This is a genomic window from Pseudomonas sp. Irchel s3f10 (genome assembly GCF_900187515.1).
Taxonomy (GTDB): domain Bacteria; phylum Pseudomonadota; class Gammaproteobacteria; order Pseudomonadales; family Pseudomonadaceae; genus Aquipseudomonas; species Aquipseudomonas tensinigenes.
This window is the reverse complement of record NZ_FYDZ01000001.1, coordinates 59408-79740: the sequence shown is the minus strand read 5'-3', so window position 1 is coordinate 79740 and position 20333 is coordinate 59408. Positions and strand designations below refer to the sequence as shown.

The window sequence follows — 20333 nt, the reverse complement described above, 5'->3', positions numbered from 1 at the left end:
ACATCCGTTTCGTCCTACAGCCAGCCTTGAGTGTGGAGTTCTATGGTTAATGTCTTTGCAGATTGAAGAACGATGCGGGTCAAACTATGAGCAGAGACATGTTTTGCGAGTTGGTTGCAGAAATCGAGATTCTGGCAGTCCAAGGTCGGGCGCAGCGCCTTCTCGCTCACACAGGAAAAACCGGTACACCACGAATTGGCGCTATGAAAGGCAAGTTGGTGCTGCCTGAAGATTTCGATTCGCCATTGCCTGACGCCATGCTTGATACCTTTGAAGAAATTCAAGCATGAAGCTGGCATTGACCGATGCCCTTTAGTAGCTGCTGCAGTGGGCAGGGTGTTTTGGAGTTTTGTGAACACCACTGCAATCTGTGTGAGATTGCCTGCAAGCGATGGCGGTGGGTCAGTCACATCTTTGTTATCTGACACACCGCAATCGCGAGCAGGCTCACTCCTACAGGTTTTTGTATCGTTCACAGATGATGCGTACGCCTCAATCCCCTGTAGGAGTGAGCCTGCTCGCGATAGCAATGGCACAGACAGTAAAGAAAACGGCACCTTCCGGTGCCGTTCGCCTTTCACAGTTCCCCTATCACTTACGCGCATCCGCCCAGGATTTCAGCAGTTCGTTATAGCTCACGGTCTCGCCCTTCGGCTTCTCGTTCGCCAGTTTCGGTTTCGGTGCGCCCGGTTGATCGAACCAGTACTGCGCGTCGCGCTCCGGATTCATCTTCGGTGCACAAGTGGCCTGGGCCTTGGAGCGTTCGAGGCGCGTCATGATCGCGTCCTGATCCTTGGCCAGACCATCGAGCGCCTGTTGCGGGGTCTTCTCACCGCTCGCTGCTTCAGCGATATGGCTCCACCACAGTTGTGCCAGACGCGGATAGTCCGGCACGTTGGTTCCGGTCGGAGTCCATTGCACGCGGGCCGGGCTGCGGTAGAACTCGACCAGACCACCGAGTTTCGGCGCCAGATCGGTCATCGCCTGCGAGTTGATGTCCGACTCGCGAATCGGCGTCAGGCCGACGATGGTTTTCTTCAGCGACACGGTTTTCGAGGTCACGAACTGCGCGTACAGCCACGCTGCCAGCTTCTGTTTCTCAGGCGTGGATTTCATGAACGTCCACGAACCCACGTCCTGATAACCGAGCTTCATGCCCTCTTCCCAATACGGCCCGCGCGGTGATGGCGCCATCCGCCATTTCGGCGTGCCGTCGGCGTTGACCACCGGCAGGCCCGGTTTGGTCATGTCGGCGGTGAACGCGGTGTACCAGAAGATCTGCTGGGCGATGTTGCCCTGTGACGGCACCGGACCGGACTCGGAGAAGGTCATGCCCGCCGCTTCCGGTGGCGCGTACTTCTTCAGCCAGTCGACATACTTGGTGGTGGCGAACACTGCCGCCGGGCCATTGGTGTCGCCGCCACGGGTCACGCTGGAGCCGACCGGGTGGCAATCCTCGACGCGAATCCCCCACTCGTCTACTGGCAAGCCGTTGGGTATGCCCTTGTCGCCGCCACCGGCCATGGAGAACCAGGCATCGGTGAAGCGCCAGCCCAGCGACGGGTCTTTTTTGCCGTAGTCCATGTGCCCGTAAACGCGTTTGCCGTCGATTTCCTTGACGTCTTCGCTGAAGAATTTGGCGATGTCTTCATAGGCCGACCAGTTCACCGGCACGCCCAATTCGTAGCCGTACTTTTCCTTGAACTTGGCTTTCAGATCGGCACGCTCGAACCAGTCGGCGCGGAACCAGTACAGGTTGGCGAATTGCTGGTCGGGCAATTGATAGATCTTGCCGTCCGGCGCGGTGGTGAATGAGATGCCGATGAAGTCCTTGATATCGAGGGTTGGCGAGGTGAAGTTCTTGCCTTCGTTGGCCATCAGGTCGGTGATCGATTCGGTCTTGCCGTAGCGAAAGTGCGTACCGATCAAGTCCGAGTCGTTGACCCAGCCGTCATAGATGTTCTTGTCCGACTGCATCACCGTCTGCATTTTCTCGACCACATCGCCTTCTTGCAGCAGGTCGTGGGTGAGTTTGATCCCGGTGATTTCGCTGAACGCCTTGGCGAGCACTTTCGACTCGTATTCGTGGGTGGTCAGGGTCTCGGAAACGACCTTGATGTCCATGCCGCGAAACGGCTCGGCGGCCTTGATGAACCACTTCAGTTCTTCGAGTTGCTGCTCGGCCGTCAGGGTCGACGGTTTGAATTCAATGCCGATCCATTTTTTCGCCGCGTCCTCGTAGGCATCGGCCCAGGCGGATGCGCTCAAACCGCTGAGTGCCAGCATGGCTGCCAATGAAATGCTATGTCGCAGCTTATTGTTTTTGTCGAACATAGAGACCTCCTGTTTAAGTTGTGGAGCCGCGTTGCCGAACGACTCGACTAGCCCCAACGCATCACAGCCAACAGCCACACCAGGGACAACGCGGACGCCACCCAGATGCTCCAGTCGGTGGCGCCGATCACCAGCAAATGCAGGTAGGCGCTGCCGAGAAGACCGATAAACAAACGATCACCACGGGTGGTGGCAATCGGTAGAAAACCTCGCCGCAGGATGCTCGGCGAACGCAATTCCCAGGTAGTCATGCCGACCAGAATCAGGCCGATGACGATGAAGAATGCTGCGGTAGGCGTGGTCCAGCTCATCCATTCCATCATCAGCTCCTCAGACCCGACCGAGGGCAAAGCCCTTGGCCACGTGGTTGCGAACAAACCAGATCACCAGCATGCCCGGCAGAATGGTCAACACCCCCGCCGCCGCCAGCACGCCCCAGTCGATACCCGATGCTGAAACCGTGCGCGTCATCACGGCGGCGATCGGCTTGGCGTTCACCGAGGTCAACGTGCGCGCGAGCAGCAGTTCGACCCAGGAAAACATGAAGCAGAAAAACGCCGTGACGCCGATGCCCGAGCCAATCAGCGGGATGAAAATCTTCACGAAGAACTTGGGGAAACTGTAGCCGTCGATGTAGGCGGTTTCGTCAATTTCCTTGGGAACCCCAGACATGAACCCTTCGAGAATCCACACCGCCAACGGCACGTTAAACAGGCAATGCGCCAACGCCACGGCGATGTGCGTATCGAACAGACCGATCGACGAATACAACTGAAAGAACGGCAGCAGAAACACCGCCGGCGGCGCCATGCGGTTGGTCAGCAGCCAGAAGAACAGGTGCTTGTCGCCGAGAAAACGATAGCGCGAAAACGCATACGCCGCCGGCAACGCCACGCTCAGCGAGATCACCGTGTTCAAACTCACGTAATACAGCGAGTTCAGATAACCGGTGTACCAGCTCGGATCGGTGAAGATCACCTTGTAGTTCGCCAGCGTAAAGGCCTGTGGGAAAAGCGTCAGGCCGCCGAGGATTTCGGTGTTGCTCTTGAACGACATGTTCAGCAGCCAGTAGATCGGCACCAGCAGGAACAGGATGTACACCAGCAACGGAATCAGCTTTCTCTTGCTCATGGCCGGGCCTCAGCGGTTGGCGTCGGAGTGCGTCATGGCGGTGTAGAACAGCCAGGACACCAACAGGATGATCAGGAAGTACACCAGCGAGAACGCCGCTGCCGGACCGAGGTCGAATTGCCCTACGGCCATCTGGGTCAACGTCTGACTCAAGAAGGTCGTGGCGTTACCCGGCCCGCCGCCGGTGAGCACGAACGGCTCGGTGTAGATCATGAAACTGTCCATGAAGCGCAGCATCACCGCGATCAGCAGCACGCTCTTCAGCTTGGGCAACTGAATGTGCCTGAACACCGCCCAGGCCGAGGCGCGGTCGATCCGCGCGGCCTGGTAATACACGTCGGGAATTGCGCGCAATCCGGAGAAACACAGCAGCGCCACCAATGAAGTCCAGTGCCAGACGTCCATCACCAACACCGTCACCCAAGCGTCCATGGTGTTGGCCGCGTAGTTGTAGCTGATGCCCATGGCGTTGAGGCTCGAACCGAGCAGACCAATGTCGGCGCGGCCGAAAATCTGCCAGATCGTACCGACCACGTTCCATGGAATCAGCAACGGAATCGCCAGAATGATCAGCACCACCGACGACCAGCGACCCTTGGTTGGCATGGTCAGGGCAACGGCAATGCCCAGCGGAATTTCAATCAACAACACGCACGCCGAGTAGATAAACTGACGCAGCAACGAGTCGTGCAGACGCGGGTCGAGCAGCACTTGCTTGTACCAGTCCGCGCCGACGAAGTAGCGGCTGGACTGGTCGAAGATGTCCTGCACCGAATAGTTGACCACGGTCATCATCGGGATCACCGCACTGAACGCCACCAGCAGGAACACCGGCAACACCAGCCACCAGGCCTTGTTGTTCTGCACCTTGTTCATGGCTGCACCTCTTCGTCGGCTTCCAGCAGAAATTCATCGGCATAGACCATCAGCCACTGCGCCGGGAAACTGATGTACGCGGTGCCTTCTGGCACCGGTTTGTCTTCGGCCAGACGTACTTTCAGCGGTGCACCGTCGAGGTCGAGGGTCATGATTTTGTAGGTGCCGAGGTCTTCGACGTGTACGACCCTGGCCTGCATGGCGTCATCAAACGGCTCGTCCCACACATGAATAAATTCAGGACGGATGCCGACCTTCAGATTTTTCCACTGACCGTGTTGGATATGTCGCTGCATGGCGTCGGACAACGGCAAGTGCGTCGAGGCGAAACCGACGCCGCCGGGTTGCGGCTGCACCTCGATCAGGTTCATCCCCGGGCTGCCGATGAAATAGCCGACAAAGGTGTGGCTCGGCCGCTCGAACAGTTCCCGTGGCGTGCCGAACTGGACGATCTGGCCGCCGTACATCACCGCGATCTTGTCGGCGAAGGTCGAGGCCTCCAGTTGATCGTGGGTGACGTAGACCATGGTGATGTTGAACTGCTCGTGAATCTGCTTGAGCTTGCGCCGCAGCTTCCACTTCAGGTGCGGATCGATCACCGTCAGCGGCTCGTCGAACAGGATTGCGGAAACGTCGTCGCGGACCAGGCCACGGCCCATCGAGACTTTCTGTTTTTCGTCGGCGGTGAGGTTGCGCGCCTTTTTGCTAAGGAGGTTTTGCAGGTCGAGGACTTCGGCGATTTCCTGCACCTTGCTGTGTACTTTCGCCTCGGCCATGCCCTGATTGCGCAGGGGGAAAGCCAGGTTGTCGAACACAGTCATGGTGTCGTAGACCACCGGAAACTGGAAAACCTGGGCGATGTTGCGCTTCTCCGGCGTCAGGTCATTGACCGCTTTGCCGTCGAACAACACGTGGCCCTGCGAGGGGCTGAGCAGGCCGGAAATGATGTTGAGCAAAGTGGATTTGCCGCAACCCGACGGCCCGAGCAAGGCGTAGGCGCCGCCCTGCTCCCAGACGTGATCCATCTCGCGGATCGCGTAATCCTCGGCGCCGCTCGGGGTTTTGCTGTAGCTGTGGGCGAGGTGCTGCAAACGGATTTCGGCCATCAGGCAACCCTCGCGACACGCCGGCCCGGTGCTTGCACCAGACGGCCCTGCGCATCGAAAACGAACAGTTTATGGGTCGGGATATAAATGCGGATCGGCGCATCGACGTCGTATTCGTGAACGCCGGGCAGGTGCAGCACCAGCAGGAAATGCTCGTTGCGCACATGCAGGAAGGTTTCCGAACCGCTGATCTCGGCGACTTCGACGGTCACTGCCAATTCCAGATCGTCATCGTTGCTCGGCACCAGCGAGATATGGCTGGGGCGCACGCCAAAACGGAACTCGCCCTCGCCCACCGGGCGCAGATCGACGTTCAACGGGAAGTGTACGAAGTTGGCAAAACTCACTTCGTTACCGGCAATGCGCCCGGGCATCAGGTTGATCGGCGGTTCGGAGAACAATTCGGCGGCGAGCACGGTTTGCGGCTGGTGATAGACCGAAGTCGACGGACCGCTTTGAATCACCCGGCCTTCGTGAAGAATCGTCGTGGTGCCGCCGAGTGCCAGCGCTTCGTTGGGTTCGGTGGTGGCGTAGATCGCAATGGTGTGGCGCGCCTTGAACAGCTCGCGCATTTCCTGACGCAGTTCTTCGCGCAGTTTGTAGTCGAGGTTGACCAGCGGCTCATCGAACAGAATCAGCTCGGCGTCCTTGACCAGTGCGCGCGCCATGGCCGTGCGTTGCTGTTGGCCGCCAGAGAGTTCCAGCGGATAGCGCTGCAGAAACTTCTCGATGCGCAGCATCTTCGCGGTTTCCTGCACTTTGCTGTGGATGATTTCTTTGGAGACCCCGGCCTGACGCAACGGCGAGGCGATGTTCTCGAACACGGTCATGGTCGGGTAATTGATGAACTGCTGATAGACCATCGACACGTTGCGCAGACGCACCGGGCGTTGGGTGACGTCGACGCCGTTCATCAGGATGCGGCCGCTGTCAGGTTTATCCAACCCGGCCATTAAACGCATGAGGCTGGTTTTGCCGGACAGCGTGCGGCCGAGCAAAACGTTGAAAGAACCGGGTTCGAATTTCAGACACGCATCGTCGATCCAGGTCTGGCCCTCGACGGTACGGCTGACGTGCTCCAGGGTGAGTGACATGGCTCGGCCTTTTTATAATTGGAGTCAAGCGACCTGTGCACGGGAGCGAGTTTCGTGCCAGGAATGGCAAGTGGTTGATTTGTCGTGAAAATCGTTGAAATCGTGGCAATTGGGCGTTCATTGCTGAACACATTTGAACAGTTGGGCGATTGACAATGAACAATAGTGAACAACACTCTATAAGCGCTTTTTGCCCGATCTCATGGACGCCGAAGATCCCTGTAGGAGTGAGCCTGCTCGCGATAGCGGTGTGTCAGTCAATGCAATTTTGTCTGATAGACCGCTATCGCGAGCAGGCTCACTCCTACAGGGATCTGTGTTGGTTTCAAAGATCGGGTTCATAACAACAATAAAAATCGCTGCATCAGAGGCTGACTGCCATGGCCGCACCTGCCCCGCCGCTGTCCCACGACGCGATCGTCCAGACTTCCTGGCAACGTTGCCGCGCGTTCGGTCTCGACCACCAAAGCACGCCGGCCTTCGATCAACTGCCCGCCACCGGCATTGCGCAGTTGCTCGACAGTCATCATTCACTGGTGCAGACCACGCACCAGGAAGTCCTGCCCTATTACGAAAACATCCTCAGCAACTCCAACTGCCTGATCATGCTCGCCGACAATCAGGGCCAGGTGCTGACCTCGTGGGGCACGCAGCGCTTTATCGAGCCGAATCTGGCCCGGGGTTTTCAGGCTGGGGCGAGCTGGATGGAGCGCTGCAGCGGCACCAATGCGATCGGCACGGCACTGGCCTGTGAGCAAGCGGTGCATATCGAACACGATGAACACTTTTTGAAAGCCAACCGTTTCATGACCGGTTCCGCTGCGCCGATTTTCGACGCCGAGCGCAAGGTGATTGCTGTGCTTGATGTGTCCAGCGACAGCTATCTGCCGCCCTCGCACACTTTGGGCATGGTCAAGATGATGAGCCAGACCGTGGAAAACCGGCTGATCCTCAATCTGTTCCATGGCCAGCACTTTCAACTGACCTTCAACACCGGGTTGAACAACCTCGACAGTCAGTGGGCCGGGTTGTTGATTTTTGATGAGAGCGGACAGGTGCTGTCGGCCAATCGCCGCGCCGACAATCTGCTCGGCCTGCGTTTGTCGCGGGTCAGCGTTGAAAGTCTGTTCAAGGTGTCGCTGCTGGAGTTGATCAACCAGCCGGACGGGTTGCCGTTTGCCTTGCAGACGTCCGGGCGTAACCGTTTTCAGTGTTTGTTGAAGCGGCCGAAGCAGGCGTCAGTTCAGCCGCGCGTTTTTGCTGTTGAAGCCAAAACTGCCGCGCCCACCGCGATCAGCCTCAACACCCTGCACTTCGGCGACAGTCGCGTAGAAAAAGCCGTGCGTCAGGCTGAGCGTTTGCTGGAGAAAGACATTCCGTTGCTGATTCATGGCGAAACCGGGGTCGGCAAGGAAGTTTTCGTCAAAGCCCTTCATCAAGCAAGCTCCCGCAGTAAACAGGCATTTATCGCCGTCAACTGCGCGGCGATCCCCGCCGAACTGGTTGAGTCCGAGTTATTCGGTTACGAGAAAGGCGCGTTCACCGGCGCCAACCAGAAAGGCAGCATCGGCCTGATTCGCAAGGCGGATAAAGGCACGCTGTTCCTTGATGAAATTGGCGATATGCCGCTGCCGACTCAGGCGCGGTTGTTGCGGGTGTTGCAGGAGCGCTGCGTGCAACCGGTCGGCAGTAGCGAGTTGTTCCCGGTAGATCTGCGGATTATTTCGGCGACTAACCGTTCGTTGCGCGAGCAAGTGCAATTGGGCCGGTTTCGTGAGGATTTGTATTACCGCATTGGTGGCCTGACGCTGGAGCTGCCGCCGCTGCGGGAGCGCAGTGATAAGGAGGCGTTGTTTAAACGACTGTGGGAGCAGCATCGTGAGCCGACGCAATGGGCGGGATTGAGTCAGGAGGTGTTGGCATTGTTTGAAAGGCATCCGTGGCCGGGGAATTTGCGCCAGGTGAGTAGCGTGATGCAGGTGGCGTTGGCGATGGCTGAGGAGCAGCCGGTGAGGCTGGAGCATTTGCCGGATGATTTTTTTGTTGATCTGGAGATGGAGCCAGTGGAGAGCGCGGCGCTGTTGGCGGTTGATTTGAATGATGTGGAGGCGTTGAACCGGGAGTTGAAAGCGGCTGGGGGGAATATTTCGCACTTGGCACGGCGCTTGGGTGTTAGCCGCAATACGCTTTACAAGCGGCTGCGGCAGATTGAGGGTTGAGTGAATCCCGTTCCCCTCACCCTAGCCCTCTCCCGGAGGTAGAGGGAGCCGACCGAGGTGTCTGGCGCTGGACATTGACCTGAAACATCGTGGCGATTATGGATTCGGTGCAAATCGGTCAGGTCGGTGTATTTCTCGAACATCCCCCATTCAGTCCCCTCTCCTGGGGGAGAGGGCTAGGGTGAGGGCGAAAATTCCGGCTCAACATGCGCAACCGAAGCCGCCTCCAATGTGCGCAGCCCCACCAGTACAACAACCACCATCATGATCCCCGCACCAATGGCGACGCCAAACCCCGCGCGCGCGCCCCACGCATCAATCACCAACCCCGCCAGCATGCCGCCCAGCGCAACGCCAATGCTGATACCGGTGGTCATCCACGTCAGCCCTTCAGTAATCCGCGACGGCGGGATAATGATCGTCCCCATTTTCATCACCACGACCATCGTTGGCGCAAACGAGATGCCCGCGATAAACAGCGCCGCTGTCAGCACATAAACATCCGTTGCAAAAACAGGCAACACGCCGGTGAACGCCGTGACCAATATCCCGATCAGGAACTGTTTTTCGATCGCCAGCGAAACCCTCATCGCACCGAATGTCAGTCCCGCGACCAGTGAGCCAAACGCATAGGCGGCGAGGATGAAGGTTGCGGAGGCTGGCCAGCCTTGCGCATTGGCAAACGCCACGACGGCGACATCGATTGCTCCGCCAATGACACCCATCGCCAACAGCGCCAGCACAATGGTGCGTACACCGGGAATCAGCAGGGTTGAGCCACCATGACTGGCGTGGCCCACGACAACTTTAGGTTCAGTCTGGCGTTGCAGGAGGAACGCCGTTACCCCGACGGCCAGCAATCCAACCGCAACCAGTGGCCCGGCTTCAGCAAAGAAACTCACGCTCAGACCGATCGCCAGCGGCGGGCCAACGATGTAGGCCATTTCGGTGAGGACCGTGTCCAGCGAGAACGCCGTGTGCAGTTGCGGCTTGCCCCGAAACAACTGCGTCCATCGCGCGCGGATCATCGACGGCATGCTCGGCATCGTCCCCGCCAGTGCCGCCAGAACAAACAGCAATGTGGCGGGTGCGCGCCAGTGGACGGCAATGATCAGCGCCAGCAACATGGCAATGCTGAACGCCGTGACGACGGGCAGCACGCGGCTCTGGCCATGTTGATCGACCAGTCTCGAGATGTACGGGCCGAGCAGCGCATTGGCCAGGGTGAACGTTCCGGCGACGGTGCCGGCCAGCCAGTAAACCCCGGTTTGCTGCACCAGCATGGTGATGATGCCGATGCCGATCATTGCCTGCGGCAAGCGGGCGATAGAACTCGCGAGCACTAGCCCGGTGGCGCCGGGGGTCGTTAGCAGTTCGCGATAGTGATTGGCCATGATGTTTCCCTTACATGATCATCGCCGCTCAGCATCCGGCTGAACGCGTTGCCGACATCAAGACCTACGCGAACGGCAAAAGCAACCCTCACCCCAGCCCTCTCCCAGAGGGAGAGGGAGCTGACCGAGGTGTCTGGCGTAATGCAGCGACCTGAAAAAACCAGTCGATTATGGATTCAAGGCAGGTTCAAGTCGGCGTGTCTCTTTGACACCCTCTCCCTCACCCCAGCCCTCTCCCGGAGGGAGAGGGAGCTGACCGAAGTGTCTGGCGTTGTACATCGACCTGAAAAAACCAGTCGATTATGGATTCAAAGCAGCACGTTCAAGTCGGTGTATTTCCTGAACATCCCCCAATCGGTCCCCTCTCCCTCTGGGAGAGGGTTAGGGTGAGGGGCTTTTTTTCGCACCCAAACAAAAACCCGCACAAGGCGGGTTTTGTTGATCGTTCCCACGCTCCGCGTGGGAATGCAGCCCGGGACGCTCCGCGTCCCTGATCTCAGTCAGCCAGACGCCAGGTAGTCCCACCCTTGCCGTCTTCCAGCACAACACCCATCGCCGTGAGCTGATCACGAATCCGATCCGACTCAGCCCAATCCTTACCCGCCCGCGCAGCCAGACGCGCCGCAATTAGCGCATCAACCTCAGCCGCATCGACACGCCCTTCAGCGCCCGCCTGCAGGAAGTCATCCGCCTCCAACTGCAACACACCCAACACACTCGCCAGCTCTTTCAGACGCGCCGCCAGACCCGCCGCCGCATCGAGATCGCTCTCACGCAAACGGTTGATCTCACGCACCATCTCGAACAGCACCGCACAGGCTTCCGGCGTACCGAAGTCGTCGTTCATTACCGTGGTGAAACGTTCAACAAACGCTTCGCCGCCAGCAGGCGCCACAGTCGGCAGGCCTTTCAACGCGTGGTAGAAACGCTCCAGAGCGCCTTTGGCGTCCTTGAGATTGTCTTCCGAGTAGTTGATCGCGCTGCGGTAGTGGCTCGACACCAGCAGGTAACGCACGACTTCCGGGTGGTACTTTTCCAGCACGTCGCGAATGGTGAAGAAGTTGTTCAAGGACTTGGACATCTTCTCGCCATTGATACGAATCATGCCGCAATGCATCCACGCGTTGGCGTAGGTCTTGCCGGTGGCCGCTTCGCTCTGGGCGATTTCGTTTTCGTGGTGCGGGAACTCGAGGTCGCTGCCGCCGCCATGAATATCGAAGGTTTCGCCGAGGCAGCAGGTGGACATCACCGAGCACTCGATGTGCCAGCCCGGACGCCCGGCGCCCCACGGCGATTCCCAGCTTGGCTCGCCCGGCTTGGCGGCTTTCCACAGCACGAAGTCCAGCGGGTCCTGTTTCGACTCGTCGACTTCGATGCGCGCGCCGATGCGCAGGTCTTCGATTTTCTTGCGCGACAGCTTGCCGTAACCCATGAACTTGGCAACGCGGTAGTACACGTCGCCATTGCCCGGGGCGTAGGCGTAGCCCTTGTCGATCAAGGTCTGGATCATCGCGTGCATGCCCGGAATGTGATCCGTGGCGCGCGGTTCCATGTCCGGCTTCTTGATGTTCAGGCGCGCTTCGTCTTCGTGCATCGCGGCGATCATGCGCTCGGTCAACGCTTCGAACGATTCACCGTTCTCGTTGGCGCGGTTGATGATCTTGTCGTCGATGTCGGTGATGTTGCGCACGTAGGTCAGGTCGTAACCGCTGAACCGCAACCAGCGGGTCACCAGGTCGAACGCGACCATGCTGCGGCCGTGGCCAAGGTGGCAGTAGTCGTACACGGTCATCCCGCAGACGTACATGCGCACCTTGTTGCCATCCAGCGGCTTGAAGACTTCTTTGCTCTTGGTGAGCGTGTTGTAGATCGTTAGCACGTTATTTCCTTTGACGCTGAATCACTGGCCCCACGAATCACGCAGGGTCACGGTACGGTTGAATACCGGCTGACCTGGTTTCGAGTCCTTCAAATCAGCGACGAAGTAACCTTCGCGCTCGAACTGGAAACGGTCTTCCGGCTGTGCATTGCCAAGCGATGGCTCAGCACGACAACCGGTGAGTACCTGCAGCGAATCAGGGTTGATGTTGTCGAGGAAACTCGCGCTGTCTTCGGCCTTCTCAGGATTCGGAGAGCGGAACAGACGATCGTACAGACGCACTTCGCACTCGACGCTGGCGGCAGCCGGCACCCAGTGGATCACGCCTTTGACCTTGCGGCCTTCAGGGTTCTTGCCGAGGGTTTCCGGATCGTACGAGCAACGCAGTTCGACGATGTTGCCATCGGCGTCCTTGATCGCTTCGTCGGCACGGATCACGTAGCTGCCGCGCAGACGCACTTCACCGGCCGGTTCCAGGCGTTTGTAGCCCTTCGGCGGCTCTTCCATGAAGTCGTCACGGTCGATGTAGATTTCCCGGGCGAATGGCAGCGCGCGTACACCCATGTCTTCTTTCGGGTGACGCGGCAGCTCGAGGTTCTCGACCTGGCCTTCCGGGTAGTTGGTGATCACGACTTTCAGTGGACGCAGGACGCACATGGCGCGCGGCGCGGTGTGGTCGAGGTCATCACGGATGCTGAATTCGAGCATGCCGAAGTCAACCACGCCGTCGGAACGGTTGGTGCCGATCATTTCGCAGAAGTTGCGGATCGATTTCGGCGTGTAGCCACGACGGCGGAAGCCCGACAGCGTGGACATGCGCGGATCGTCCCAGCCGTTGACGTGCTTTTCATCGACCAGTTGCTTGAGCTTGCGCTTGCTGGTGATGGTGTAGTTGAGGTTCAGACGGCTGAACTCGTACTGACGCGGGTGCGCCGGCACTGGCAACGCGTCGAGGAACCACTCGTACAGCGGACGATGGCTTTCGAACTCAAGGGTGCAGATCGAGTGGGTGATGCCTTCGATGGCGTCCGACTGACCGTGGGTGAAGTCGTAGTTCGGGTAGATGCACCACTTGTCACCGGTCTGGTGGTGATGCGCGTGGCGGATGCGATACATGATCGGGTCGCGCAGGTTCATGTTCGGCGAGGCCATGTCGATCTTCGCGCGCAGCACGCGGGCGCCGTCGGCGAATTCACCGGCACGCATGCGCGCAAACCAGTCGAGGTTCTCTTCAACCGAACGGTCGCGGAACGGGCTGTTCTTGCCCGGCTCGGTCAGGCTGCCGCGGTATTCCTTGGCCTGCTCTGGGGTCAGGTCATCGACGTAGGCTTTGCCGGCCTTGATCAGCTCAACGGCCCAGTCGTGCAACTGGTCGAAATACTGCGAGGCGTAGCGCACTTCGCCGGACCATTCGAAGCCCAGCCATTTGACGTCGCTTTCGATCGCGTCGATGTATTCCTGGTCTTCCTTGGCCGGGTTGGTGTCGTCGAAACGCAAGTGCGTGACGCCGCCGAACTCCTGGGCCAGGCCGAAGTTCACGCAGATCGACTTGGCGTGACCGATGTGCAGGTAGCCGTTGGGCTCAGGCGGGAAACGGGTAACGATCTGGGTGTGCTTGCCCGAGTCCAGGTCTGCCTGGATGATCGGCCGCAGGAAATTGACCGGCACGGCAGGGCCGGACTTGGCATTCGAGGAAGGGTCGACAGTGGGCTTGCTCATAGGATCCTTGACTTACATGTGCGCGGCCGCAGAGGGGGCCAGACAAAACAAAGCCGCTATCATAGCCGATGCTGTCAAGGGGCTGACAGAGCAGGCCCTATAAAGGTGTGCTTTTTATCGCCGGGAATTGAAAAACAGCCTCGAAATTCGCGCCTGTCACGCTAAACTGCGCACCTTGGCCCACGCTGGCTGAACCGGTTTGGGGGCTCGATGTCCCAAAACCACGAATTCCTCTAAAGAGTAGCGATCATGACTCAAGTTAAATTGACCACCAATCATGGCGACATCGTCATCGAACTGAACGCTGAAAAGGCGCCGATCACCGTCGCCAACTTCATCGAGTACGTCAACGCCGGTCACTACGAAAACACCGTTTTCCACCGCGTCATCGGTAACTTCATGATCCAGGGCGGCGGTTTCGAGCCAGGCATGAAGGAAAAGAAAGACAAGCGTCCAAGCATCCAGAACGAAGCTGACAACGGTCTTTCCAACGAGAAGTACACCGTTGCCATGGCCCGCACCATGGAGCCGCATTCGGCATCCGCGCAATTCTTCATCAACGTTGCCGACAACACCTTCCTCAACCACAGCGGCAAGAACGTGCAAGGCTGGGGCTACGCGGTATTCGGTAAAGTGACCGCCGGCACCGACGTTGTCGACAAGATCAAAGGCGTGTCGACCACTTCCAAGGCCGGCCATCAGGACGTACCAGCAGACGACGTGATCATCGAGAAAGCCGAGATCATCGAAGCGTGATATTGCTGATTTCAGACTTGCATCTGGAAGAGGAGCGCCCGGACATTACCCGGGCGTTTCTGGATTTGCTCGCCGGACGCGCCCGCTCGGCGAGTGCGTTGTACATTCTCGGCGACTTCTTCGAAGCGTGGATTGGCGACGACGCCATGACGCCCTTCCAGCGTTCCATCTGCCAGGCCCTGCGCGAATTGAGCGACAGCGGCACGGCGATTTTTCTGATGCACGGCAATCGCGACTTCATGCTCGGCAAGGCCTTCTGCAAGCAGGCCGGCTGTACGTTGTTGAAGGACCCGAGTGTCGTGCAGTTCTATGGCGAGCCGGTGCTGTTGATGCACGGCGACAGCCTCTGTACCCGCGACGTCGGCTATATGAAGCTGCGGCGTTATCTGCGTAACCCGATCACGCTGTTTATCCTGCGCAATCTGCCACTGAGCAGCCGCCATAAACTGGCGCGCAAGCTGCGCAGCGAGAGCAAGGCGCAGACGCGGATGAAGGCTAATGACATTGTCGATGTCACGCCGGAAGAGATTCCGCGGATCATGCAGGAATTTGGCGTGAAAACCCTGATTCACGGACATACCCACCGCCCGGCGATTCACAAGTTGCAGCTCGGTGAGCAAGCGGCGAAGCGGATTGTGCTGGGGGATTGGGATCGGCAGGGTTGGGCATTGCAGGTGGATGAGAGCGGGTACGCCCTGACGCCGTTCGACTTCGCCCCGCCACTGGCTTTGCCGCACGGCTGAAGATCGCTACCCCCCTCACCCCAGCCCTCTCCCCCAAGGGGGGCGAGGGGGAAAGGGAGCCGATCTCTATGCTTTTCAAAACCTGAGTTCGACTCGGTATTGCAAGTCGGTGTACCTCGAACATCCACCACGGTCAGTCCCCTCTCCCTCCGGGAGAGGGTTAGGGTGAGGGGCTTTTGACCTTAGTGTCCTGAAGCAGCAGGCCCTGCTTTCGCAGCAAACGGCGGCTTCGCCAGCCATACAATCAGAATCAACCCCATAAACCCCCAGCCCAGCAGCGTGAAGTAATCCACCGTAGAGAGCATGTACGCCTGACTGGTCAAAATCTGATCCATCTGCGCATAAGCCGATTGGCTCGCCCCGCCCAAATGATTCAAGGTCTCGCGCGTCGCCGGTTCAAAGGTGCTGATGCTTTCACTCATATACGCATGATGCTGATCCGCCCGGCGAATCCATATCCATGTGGTCAGCGACGCCGCAAAGCTACCGCCCAGCGTCCGCAGAAAAGTCGCCAGACCGGCACCGTCGGCAATCTGACTCGGCGGCAGGTCCGACATCAGAATGCTCAGGGTCGGCATGAAGAACAGCGCCACACCAATGCCCATGAACAACTGCACCAGCGCGATGTGCTGGAAGTCCACCTCATTGGTGAATCCAGCTCGCATAAAGCAGCTCAAGCCAATCGCCAGAAACGCCAGCCCGGCCAACAGACGCAAGTCGAACTTGTTCGCGTACTTGCCGACAAACGGCGACAGCAGCACCGGCAGAATGCCGATCGGCGCTACGGCCAGACCGGCCCAGGTCGCGGTGTAGCCCATTTGTGTCTGCAACCACTGCGGCAGGATCAGGTTGATGCCGAAGAACCCGGCATAACCCAGCACCAACACCAGCGTGCCGATGCGGAAGTTGCGGTAGGCGAACAGCCGCAGATTCACCACCGGATGCTGGTCGGTCATTTCCCAGATGACAAACACCGCCAGCGCGATCACCGAAATCGCCGCGCCGATGATGATGAAGTTCGACTCGAACCAATCCAGATCATTGCCCTTGTCGAGGATCACCTGCAACGCGCCGACACCGATGATCAGCGTGATCAGACCGACGTAATCCATCGGCTGACGGCTGGTTTCCACCGGACGTTTGGCCAGTTGCGAACGCACGACCATCACCGCAAAGATGCCGATCGGCACGTTGATGAAGAAGATCCACGGCCAGCTGTAACTGTCAGTAATCCAGCCGCCAAGAATCGGCCCGGCAATCGGCGCAACCACTGTGACCATCGCCAGCAACGCCAGGGCCATACCTCGCCTCGCCGGTGGATAGACCGCGATCAACAGGGTTTGCGTCATCGGGTACAACGGCCCGGCGACCAGACCTTGCAGCACGCGGAAGCCGATCAGTTCCGGCATCGACGTCGAGATACCGCAGAGAAACGAGGCCAGCACAAACAGAATGGTGGCCCAGAGAAACAGCTTCACCTCACCGAAACGGCGGCTGAGCCAACCGGTCAGCGGCAGCGCAATCGCGTTGCTCACGGCGAACGAGGTGATCACCCAGGTGCCCTGCTCCGAACTCACCCCGAGGTTGCCGGAAATCGTCGGCAGCGCCACGTTGGCGATGGTGGTGTCGAGCACTTGCATGAACGTCGCCAGCGACAGGCCGATGGTGCTGAGCAACAGGCTGGGCGGCGTGAAAGAGGCGTTATTGCTCATTGTGAATCCTATGAAACCTGATGGTCGCCGCAGCCCTGTAGGAGTGAGCCTGCTCGCGATAGCGGTGTGTCAGACCCAATTTCCTCGACAGATACACCGTTATCGCGAGCAGGCTCACTCCTACAAGGTCAGTGCAGGTCAGCGTTGCGCGGTTTTGCTGAGCGCAGCGCTGTTGTCGTGGATCAGCTGCGCAATCATCGCGTCGGCTTCAGCCAGTTGGCGGTCGTAGACGTTGGTGCTGAACGAGGCTTTTTGCGGCGGCTGCTGCGCCAGCACCGGACCGCTCTGGTCGTGCAGGTTCACTTCAACATTGGTCGACAGACCGACGCGCAGCGGATGCTTGGCCAGCTCTTCGGCGTTGATGTGAATCCGCACCGGCACACGCTGAACGATCTTGATCCAGTTACCGGTGGCGTTCTGCGCTGGCAACAGGGCAAACGCGCTACCGGTACCGGCGCCGAGGCTGTCGACGGTGCCGCTGTACTTCACATCGCTGCCGTAGATATCGGATTCGATGTCGACCGGCTGACCGATGCGCATGTCACGCAGTTGGGTTTCCTTGAAGTTGGCGTCGATCCACAGTTGATCCAGCGGAATCACCGCCATCAACGCGGTGCCCGGCTGCACACGCTGACCGAGTTGCACGGTGCGCTTGGCCACGTAACCGGTGACCGGCGCGATCAAGGTGCTGCGGGCATTGGTCAGGTAGGCCTGACGCAGATCGGCAGCGGCCGACATCACGTCCGGATGCGACGAGACCACGGTGTCATCGACCAGCGCGCTGGTGGTTTTCAGCTGCTGCTTGGCGTTGGCCAGGGCGTTTTGCGCCGAGGTCAGGTCGTCGCGAGCGTGGGACAGTTCTTCCTGGGAAATCGCCCCGCCCTGCGCGAGGTTTTTCCGGCGGTTGTAGTTGTCCTGGGCTTTCTGCACTTCGGCCTGTTGCGCATTGACCTGGGCTTTCATGCCATCAACGTTGCTGTACAAGCCGCGCACCTGACGCACGGTGCGCGCCAGTTTCGCCTGGGCACTTTGCAGGCCGACTTCAGCGTCGTTCGGGTCGAAGTTGATCAGCACCTGACCTTCGTGAACCAGATCACCATCGTCAGCACCAATGCTGACCACAGTGCCGGTCACCAGCGGAGTGATTTCGACAACGTTGCCGTTGACGTAGGCGTCGTCGGTGCTTTCGTTAAAGCGCCCGATGAACTCGTGATACGCCCAGACGCCGGCGCAGGCGAGTGCAACCACAACGGCCAGCACCAACAGCATGACTTTGCGTTTGCGCGGGTTGCCGGTGTCCGGGGTGTTGCCTTGAGCTTGGGTGTTTTCGGCAGTGGCCATGACAATTACCTTGAATTAGTTGTGCGGCGTGGCTGGGCTGGCGTTGGCTGCGGTCAGGGTTTGCCCCTGGAAGCCGCCGCCCAGCGCTTGCATCAGTTGAATCGACAGGTCGATCTGCTCGGCATTGAGGTTGGCCAGTTGACGCTGGGCCTGGAGCAATTGCTGCTCGATGCTGAGCACGTCCAGGTAGTTGCCGATGCCGGAACCGTAACGCTGGACGACGGTGTTGTAAGAATCCTGGGCAATGTCGGTGGCGTGTTGCTGCGCACCGATCTGCCGGCCGATGTCACGCAACTGGTTGATCGTGTCGCTGACATCGCCCAGTGCTTTCACCAGACTTTTGTTGTACTGCGCCACCGCCAGGTCGTAATCGGCGTCGCGCGCATCGAGGTTGGCGCGCAGGCGTCCGCCGTCGAAGATCGGCACCGAAATGGTCGGGGCAATGTTGAAGAAGCGACTGGCCGAACCGAACATCGCGTCACCCAACAAGGACTCGGCGCCGGCCGAAGCGGTGAGGTTCAAGTTGGGATAGAAGCGGGTTTTCGCCGAGTCGATGTCTTTGCTCGCCGCTTCGACGCGCCAACGGGCGGCGACCAGATCCGGGCGACGGCCGAGCAATTCCGCTGGCAATACCGACGGCACGGCGACAGCGCTGGCTTGCAGGACTTTCGGTCGAGCGATTTCGTTGCCGCGATCCGGGCCTTTGCCGAGCAGCACGGCCAAAGCGATTTTCGCGCTGTTCAGGCGTTTTTCGGCATCGATCAGGCTGGCTTCGGAGCTGGCTTCCAGACTCTGGGTTTGCTGGAACTGGTACTGGCTGTCGATCCCGGAACTGAGGCGACGCTGGCTCAGGTCGAGCATCTGCTTGGTGCGTTTGAGGTCTTCGTTCGCCAGGTCATAAACGATGTGCGCCTGACCGAGATCGCTGTAGGCACGAGCGACATCGGCGGCGAGGGTCAGCTGTGCGGCCTGACGATCAACTTCAGCGGCGCGGGCCTGACCGAGTGCAGCTTCCCAGGCATCACGCTGGCCGCCCCAGAGGTCGAAGTTGTAATTGAAACCGGCGCTGACGTTACGCACGGTGGCGTAGGCATCGCCCTGCCCCAGCGGGTCCTGATCCTTGGCCAGACGCGAACGGCTGATGCCGGCGCTGGCGTCGAGGGTCGGATAACGTTCGGCATCGGCGGCATAGGCAGCGGCGCTGGCCTGATGCGCGCGGGCTTCAGCGATCTGCATGTCCGGGCTGTCGTGCAGCGCTTCGCGGATCAGACCGTCGAGTTGCGGATCGCCGAGGCTGGTCCACCAGTCGCTCTTCGGCCACGCGGCCGGTGACAGGGTGACGCCTTCGAGAGACTGCGCTGTCTTCAGCTTCCCGGCATCAAGCCGCTGACCTTCAGTGTCGAGGCCGCTGTAATTGGCGCAACCGGCCAGAATCATCGCCGACAGCACCAGGGTCAGGCTGCTGCGCAAGGTTTTACCGCTCATTGTGTTCACCTAAGCGCTGGATGGTGATCGGGTCACCGGCTGCCAGCAGGATTTTCTTGAGGATGTATTCCAAGGTTTTCAGCTCTTCGCGAGAGATGGCGCCGGCCAGTTCATTCATCGCGTCGGCGCCGATGTGCGGAAGGCGATCGGCCAGTTGCTGGCCTTGCTCGGTCAGCTTGAGTTGCACCTGACGGCGATCGCCTTCGCTGCGCTGGCGAGCCAGAAAGCCTTTCTGCTCCAGACGATCGAGCATGCGTGTCATCGAACCGCTGTCGAGCGACAGATGCCGGCACAGTTCGGCCGGAGTATCGACGCCGAACTGGGCCATGATGATCAACACCTTGAACTGCGCGGCAGTGATGCCGTGGGGTTCCATGTGAGTGTCGATGATCCGGTCCTTGAGCAGCGCCGCACGGCCAAGCAACAGGCCGAGATGGCAATGTTTGAATTCGTCCGGGGTGAAATGCTTCATTTGCTCACCTAATAACTGCCTAGGCAGTGAATGTATGTCGAGATGTTACTGCCTAGGCAGCGAATGTCAATG

Annotated in this window: 17 protein-coding genes; 4 read left to right on the top strand and 13 right to left on the bottom strand. The window is 59.2% G+C overall.

Translation table 11 applies throughout. The annotated features are described in order from the left end of the window. Positions 1-98: 98 nt before the first annotated feature. Complete coding sequence (locus tag CKW17_RS30505) at positions 99-290, top strand: hypothetical protein (protein ID WP_256586173.1); 192 nt, start codon at positions 99-101, stop codon at positions 288-290. Positions 291-591: 301 nt separating this feature from the next. Here CKW17_RS30505 and CKW17_RS00330 read toward each other — a convergent pair whose 3' ends face one another. The 6 genes from CKW17_RS00330 to CKW17_RS00305 are packed head-to-tail and all read right to left on the bottom strand — an operon-like array spanning position 592 to position 6541. Further along, positions 592-2334 (bottom strand): ABC transporter substrate-binding protein, encoded by a 1743-nt coding sequence (locus tag CKW17_RS00330; RefSeq protein ID WP_095118209.1) that lies wholly within the window; start codon positions 2332-2334, stop codon positions 592-594. A 47-nt stretch (positions 2335-2381) separates the two neighbouring features. Further along, positions 2382-2654 carry a DUF2160 domain-containing protein gene (locus tag CKW17_RS00325; protein ID WP_007912485.1) on the bottom strand — a complete coding sequence of 91 codons (273 nt, stop codon included), beginning with the start codon at positions 2652-2654 and terminating at the stop codon, positions 2382-2384. Positions 2655-2664: 10 nt separating this feature from the next. Further along, positions 2665-3465: a carbohydrate ABC transporter permease gene (locus tag CKW17_RS00320; protein WP_090284391.1), complete on the bottom strand. Its 801-nt coding sequence runs from the start codon at positions 3463-3465 to the stop codon at positions 2665-2667. Between the two features lie 9 nt (positions 3466-3474). Beyond that, positions 3475-4341: a carbohydrate ABC transporter permease gene (locus CKW17_RS00315; protein WP_007912484.1), complete on the bottom strand. Its 867-nt coding sequence runs from the start codon at positions 4339-4341 to the stop codon at positions 3475-3477. Continuing rightward, positions 4338-5447, bottom strand: coding sequence for an ABC transporter ATP-binding protein (locus CKW17_RS00310; RefSeq protein ID WP_095118208.1), 1110 nt, complete (start codon positions 5445-5447; stop codon positions 4338-4340). The genes CKW17_RS00315 and CKW17_RS00310 overlap by 4 nt, the downstream gene beginning before the upstream one ends. Continuing rightward, positions 5447-6541: an ABC transporter ATP-binding protein gene (locus tag CKW17_RS00305; RefSeq protein WP_007912480.1), complete on the bottom strand. Its 1095-nt coding sequence runs from the start codon at positions 6539-6541 to the stop codon at positions 5447-5449. The genes CKW17_RS00310 and CKW17_RS00305 overlap by 1 nt, the downstream gene beginning before the upstream one ends. 380 nt (positions 6542-6921) lie before the next feature. On the opposite strand from CKW17_RS00305, the gene CKW17_RS00300 reads away from it, so the two are divergent. Beyond that, the gene (locus tag CKW17_RS00300) at positions 6922-8760 is read left to right on the top strand and encodes a sigma-54-dependent Fis family transcriptional regulator (protein WP_095118207.1); all 1839 of its coding nucleotides are present in this window, start codon (positions 6922-6924) and stop codon (positions 8758-8760) included. A gap of 176 nt (positions 8761-8936) precedes the next feature. Here the strand turns inward: CKW17_RS00300 and CKW17_RS00295 are convergent, their stop codons facing one another. The 3 genes from CKW17_RS00295 to CKW17_RS00285 all read right to left on the bottom strand — a co-directional run bounded on the left by CKW17_RS00295 (position 8937) and on the right by CKW17_RS00285 (position 13752). Continuing rightward, positions 8937-10154, bottom strand: coding sequence for an MFS transporter (locus CKW17_RS00295; RefSeq protein ID WP_095118206.1), 1218 nt, complete (start codon positions 10152-10154; stop codon positions 8937-8939). 496 nt (positions 10155-10650) lie between these two features. Beyond that, on the bottom strand, positions 10651-12033 hold the full coding sequence (gene cysS, locus CKW17_RS00290; protein ID WP_016986558.1) for a cysteine--tRNA ligase: 1383 nt from the start codon (positions 12031-12033) through the stop codon (positions 10651-10653). A gap of 21 nt (positions 12034-12054) precedes the next feature. Continuing rightward, positions 12055-13752, bottom strand: a complete 1698-nt coding sequence (locus CKW17_RS00285; RefSeq protein WP_095118205.1) for a glutamine--tRNA ligase/YqeY domain fusion protein — start codon at positions 13750-13752, stop codon at positions 12055-12057. A 249-nt stretch (positions 13753-14001) separates the two neighbouring features. Here CKW17_RS00285 and CKW17_RS00280 point away from each other — a divergent pair, with 249 nt between their 5' ends. Then, positions 14002-14508, top strand: a complete 507-nt coding sequence (locus CKW17_RS00280; protein ID WP_095118204.1) for a peptidylprolyl isomerase — start codon at positions 14002-14004, stop codon at positions 14506-14508. Next, positions 14505-15251 (top strand): UDP-2,3-diacylglucosamine diphosphatase, encoded by a 747-nt coding sequence (gene lpxH / locus CKW17_RS00275; protein ID WP_095118203.1) that lies wholly within the window; start codon positions 14505-14507, stop codon positions 15249-15251. Before CKW17_RS00280 ends, lpxH begins: the two co-directional genes overlap by 4 nt. Before the next feature lie 182 nt (positions 15252-15433). Here the strand turns inward: lpxH and CKW17_RS00270 are convergent, their stop codons facing one another. From CKW17_RS00270 to CKW17_RS00255, 4 genes are all read right to left on the bottom strand, one after another. Then, positions 15434-16963: a DHA2 family efflux MFS transporter permease subunit gene (locus tag CKW17_RS00270; RefSeq protein WP_016986555.1), complete on the bottom strand. Its 1530-nt coding sequence runs from the start codon at positions 16961-16963 to the stop codon at positions 15434-15436. 138 nt (positions 16964-17101) lie between these two features. Beyond that, the gene (locus CKW17_RS00265; protein WP_095118202.1) at positions 17102-18304 is read right to left on the bottom strand and encodes an efflux RND transporter periplasmic adaptor subunit; all 1203 of its coding nucleotides are present in this window, start codon (positions 18302-18304) and stop codon (positions 17102-17104) included. A gap of 15 nt (positions 18305-18319) precedes the next feature. Continuing rightward, a complete protein-coding gene (locus tag CKW17_RS00260) occupies positions 18320-19789 on the bottom strand; it encodes an efflux transporter outer membrane subunit (RefSeq protein WP_095118201.1) in 1470 nt (489 codons plus the stop codon). Beyond that, a complete protein-coding gene (locus CKW17_RS00255) occupies positions 19779-20261 on the bottom strand; it encodes a MarR family winged helix-turn-helix transcriptional regulator (RefSeq protein ID WP_095118200.1) in 483 nt (160 codons plus the stop codon). The genes CKW17_RS00260 and CKW17_RS00255 overlap by 11 nt, the downstream gene beginning before the upstream one ends. Between the last annotated feature and the right edge of the window lie 72 nt (positions 20262-20333).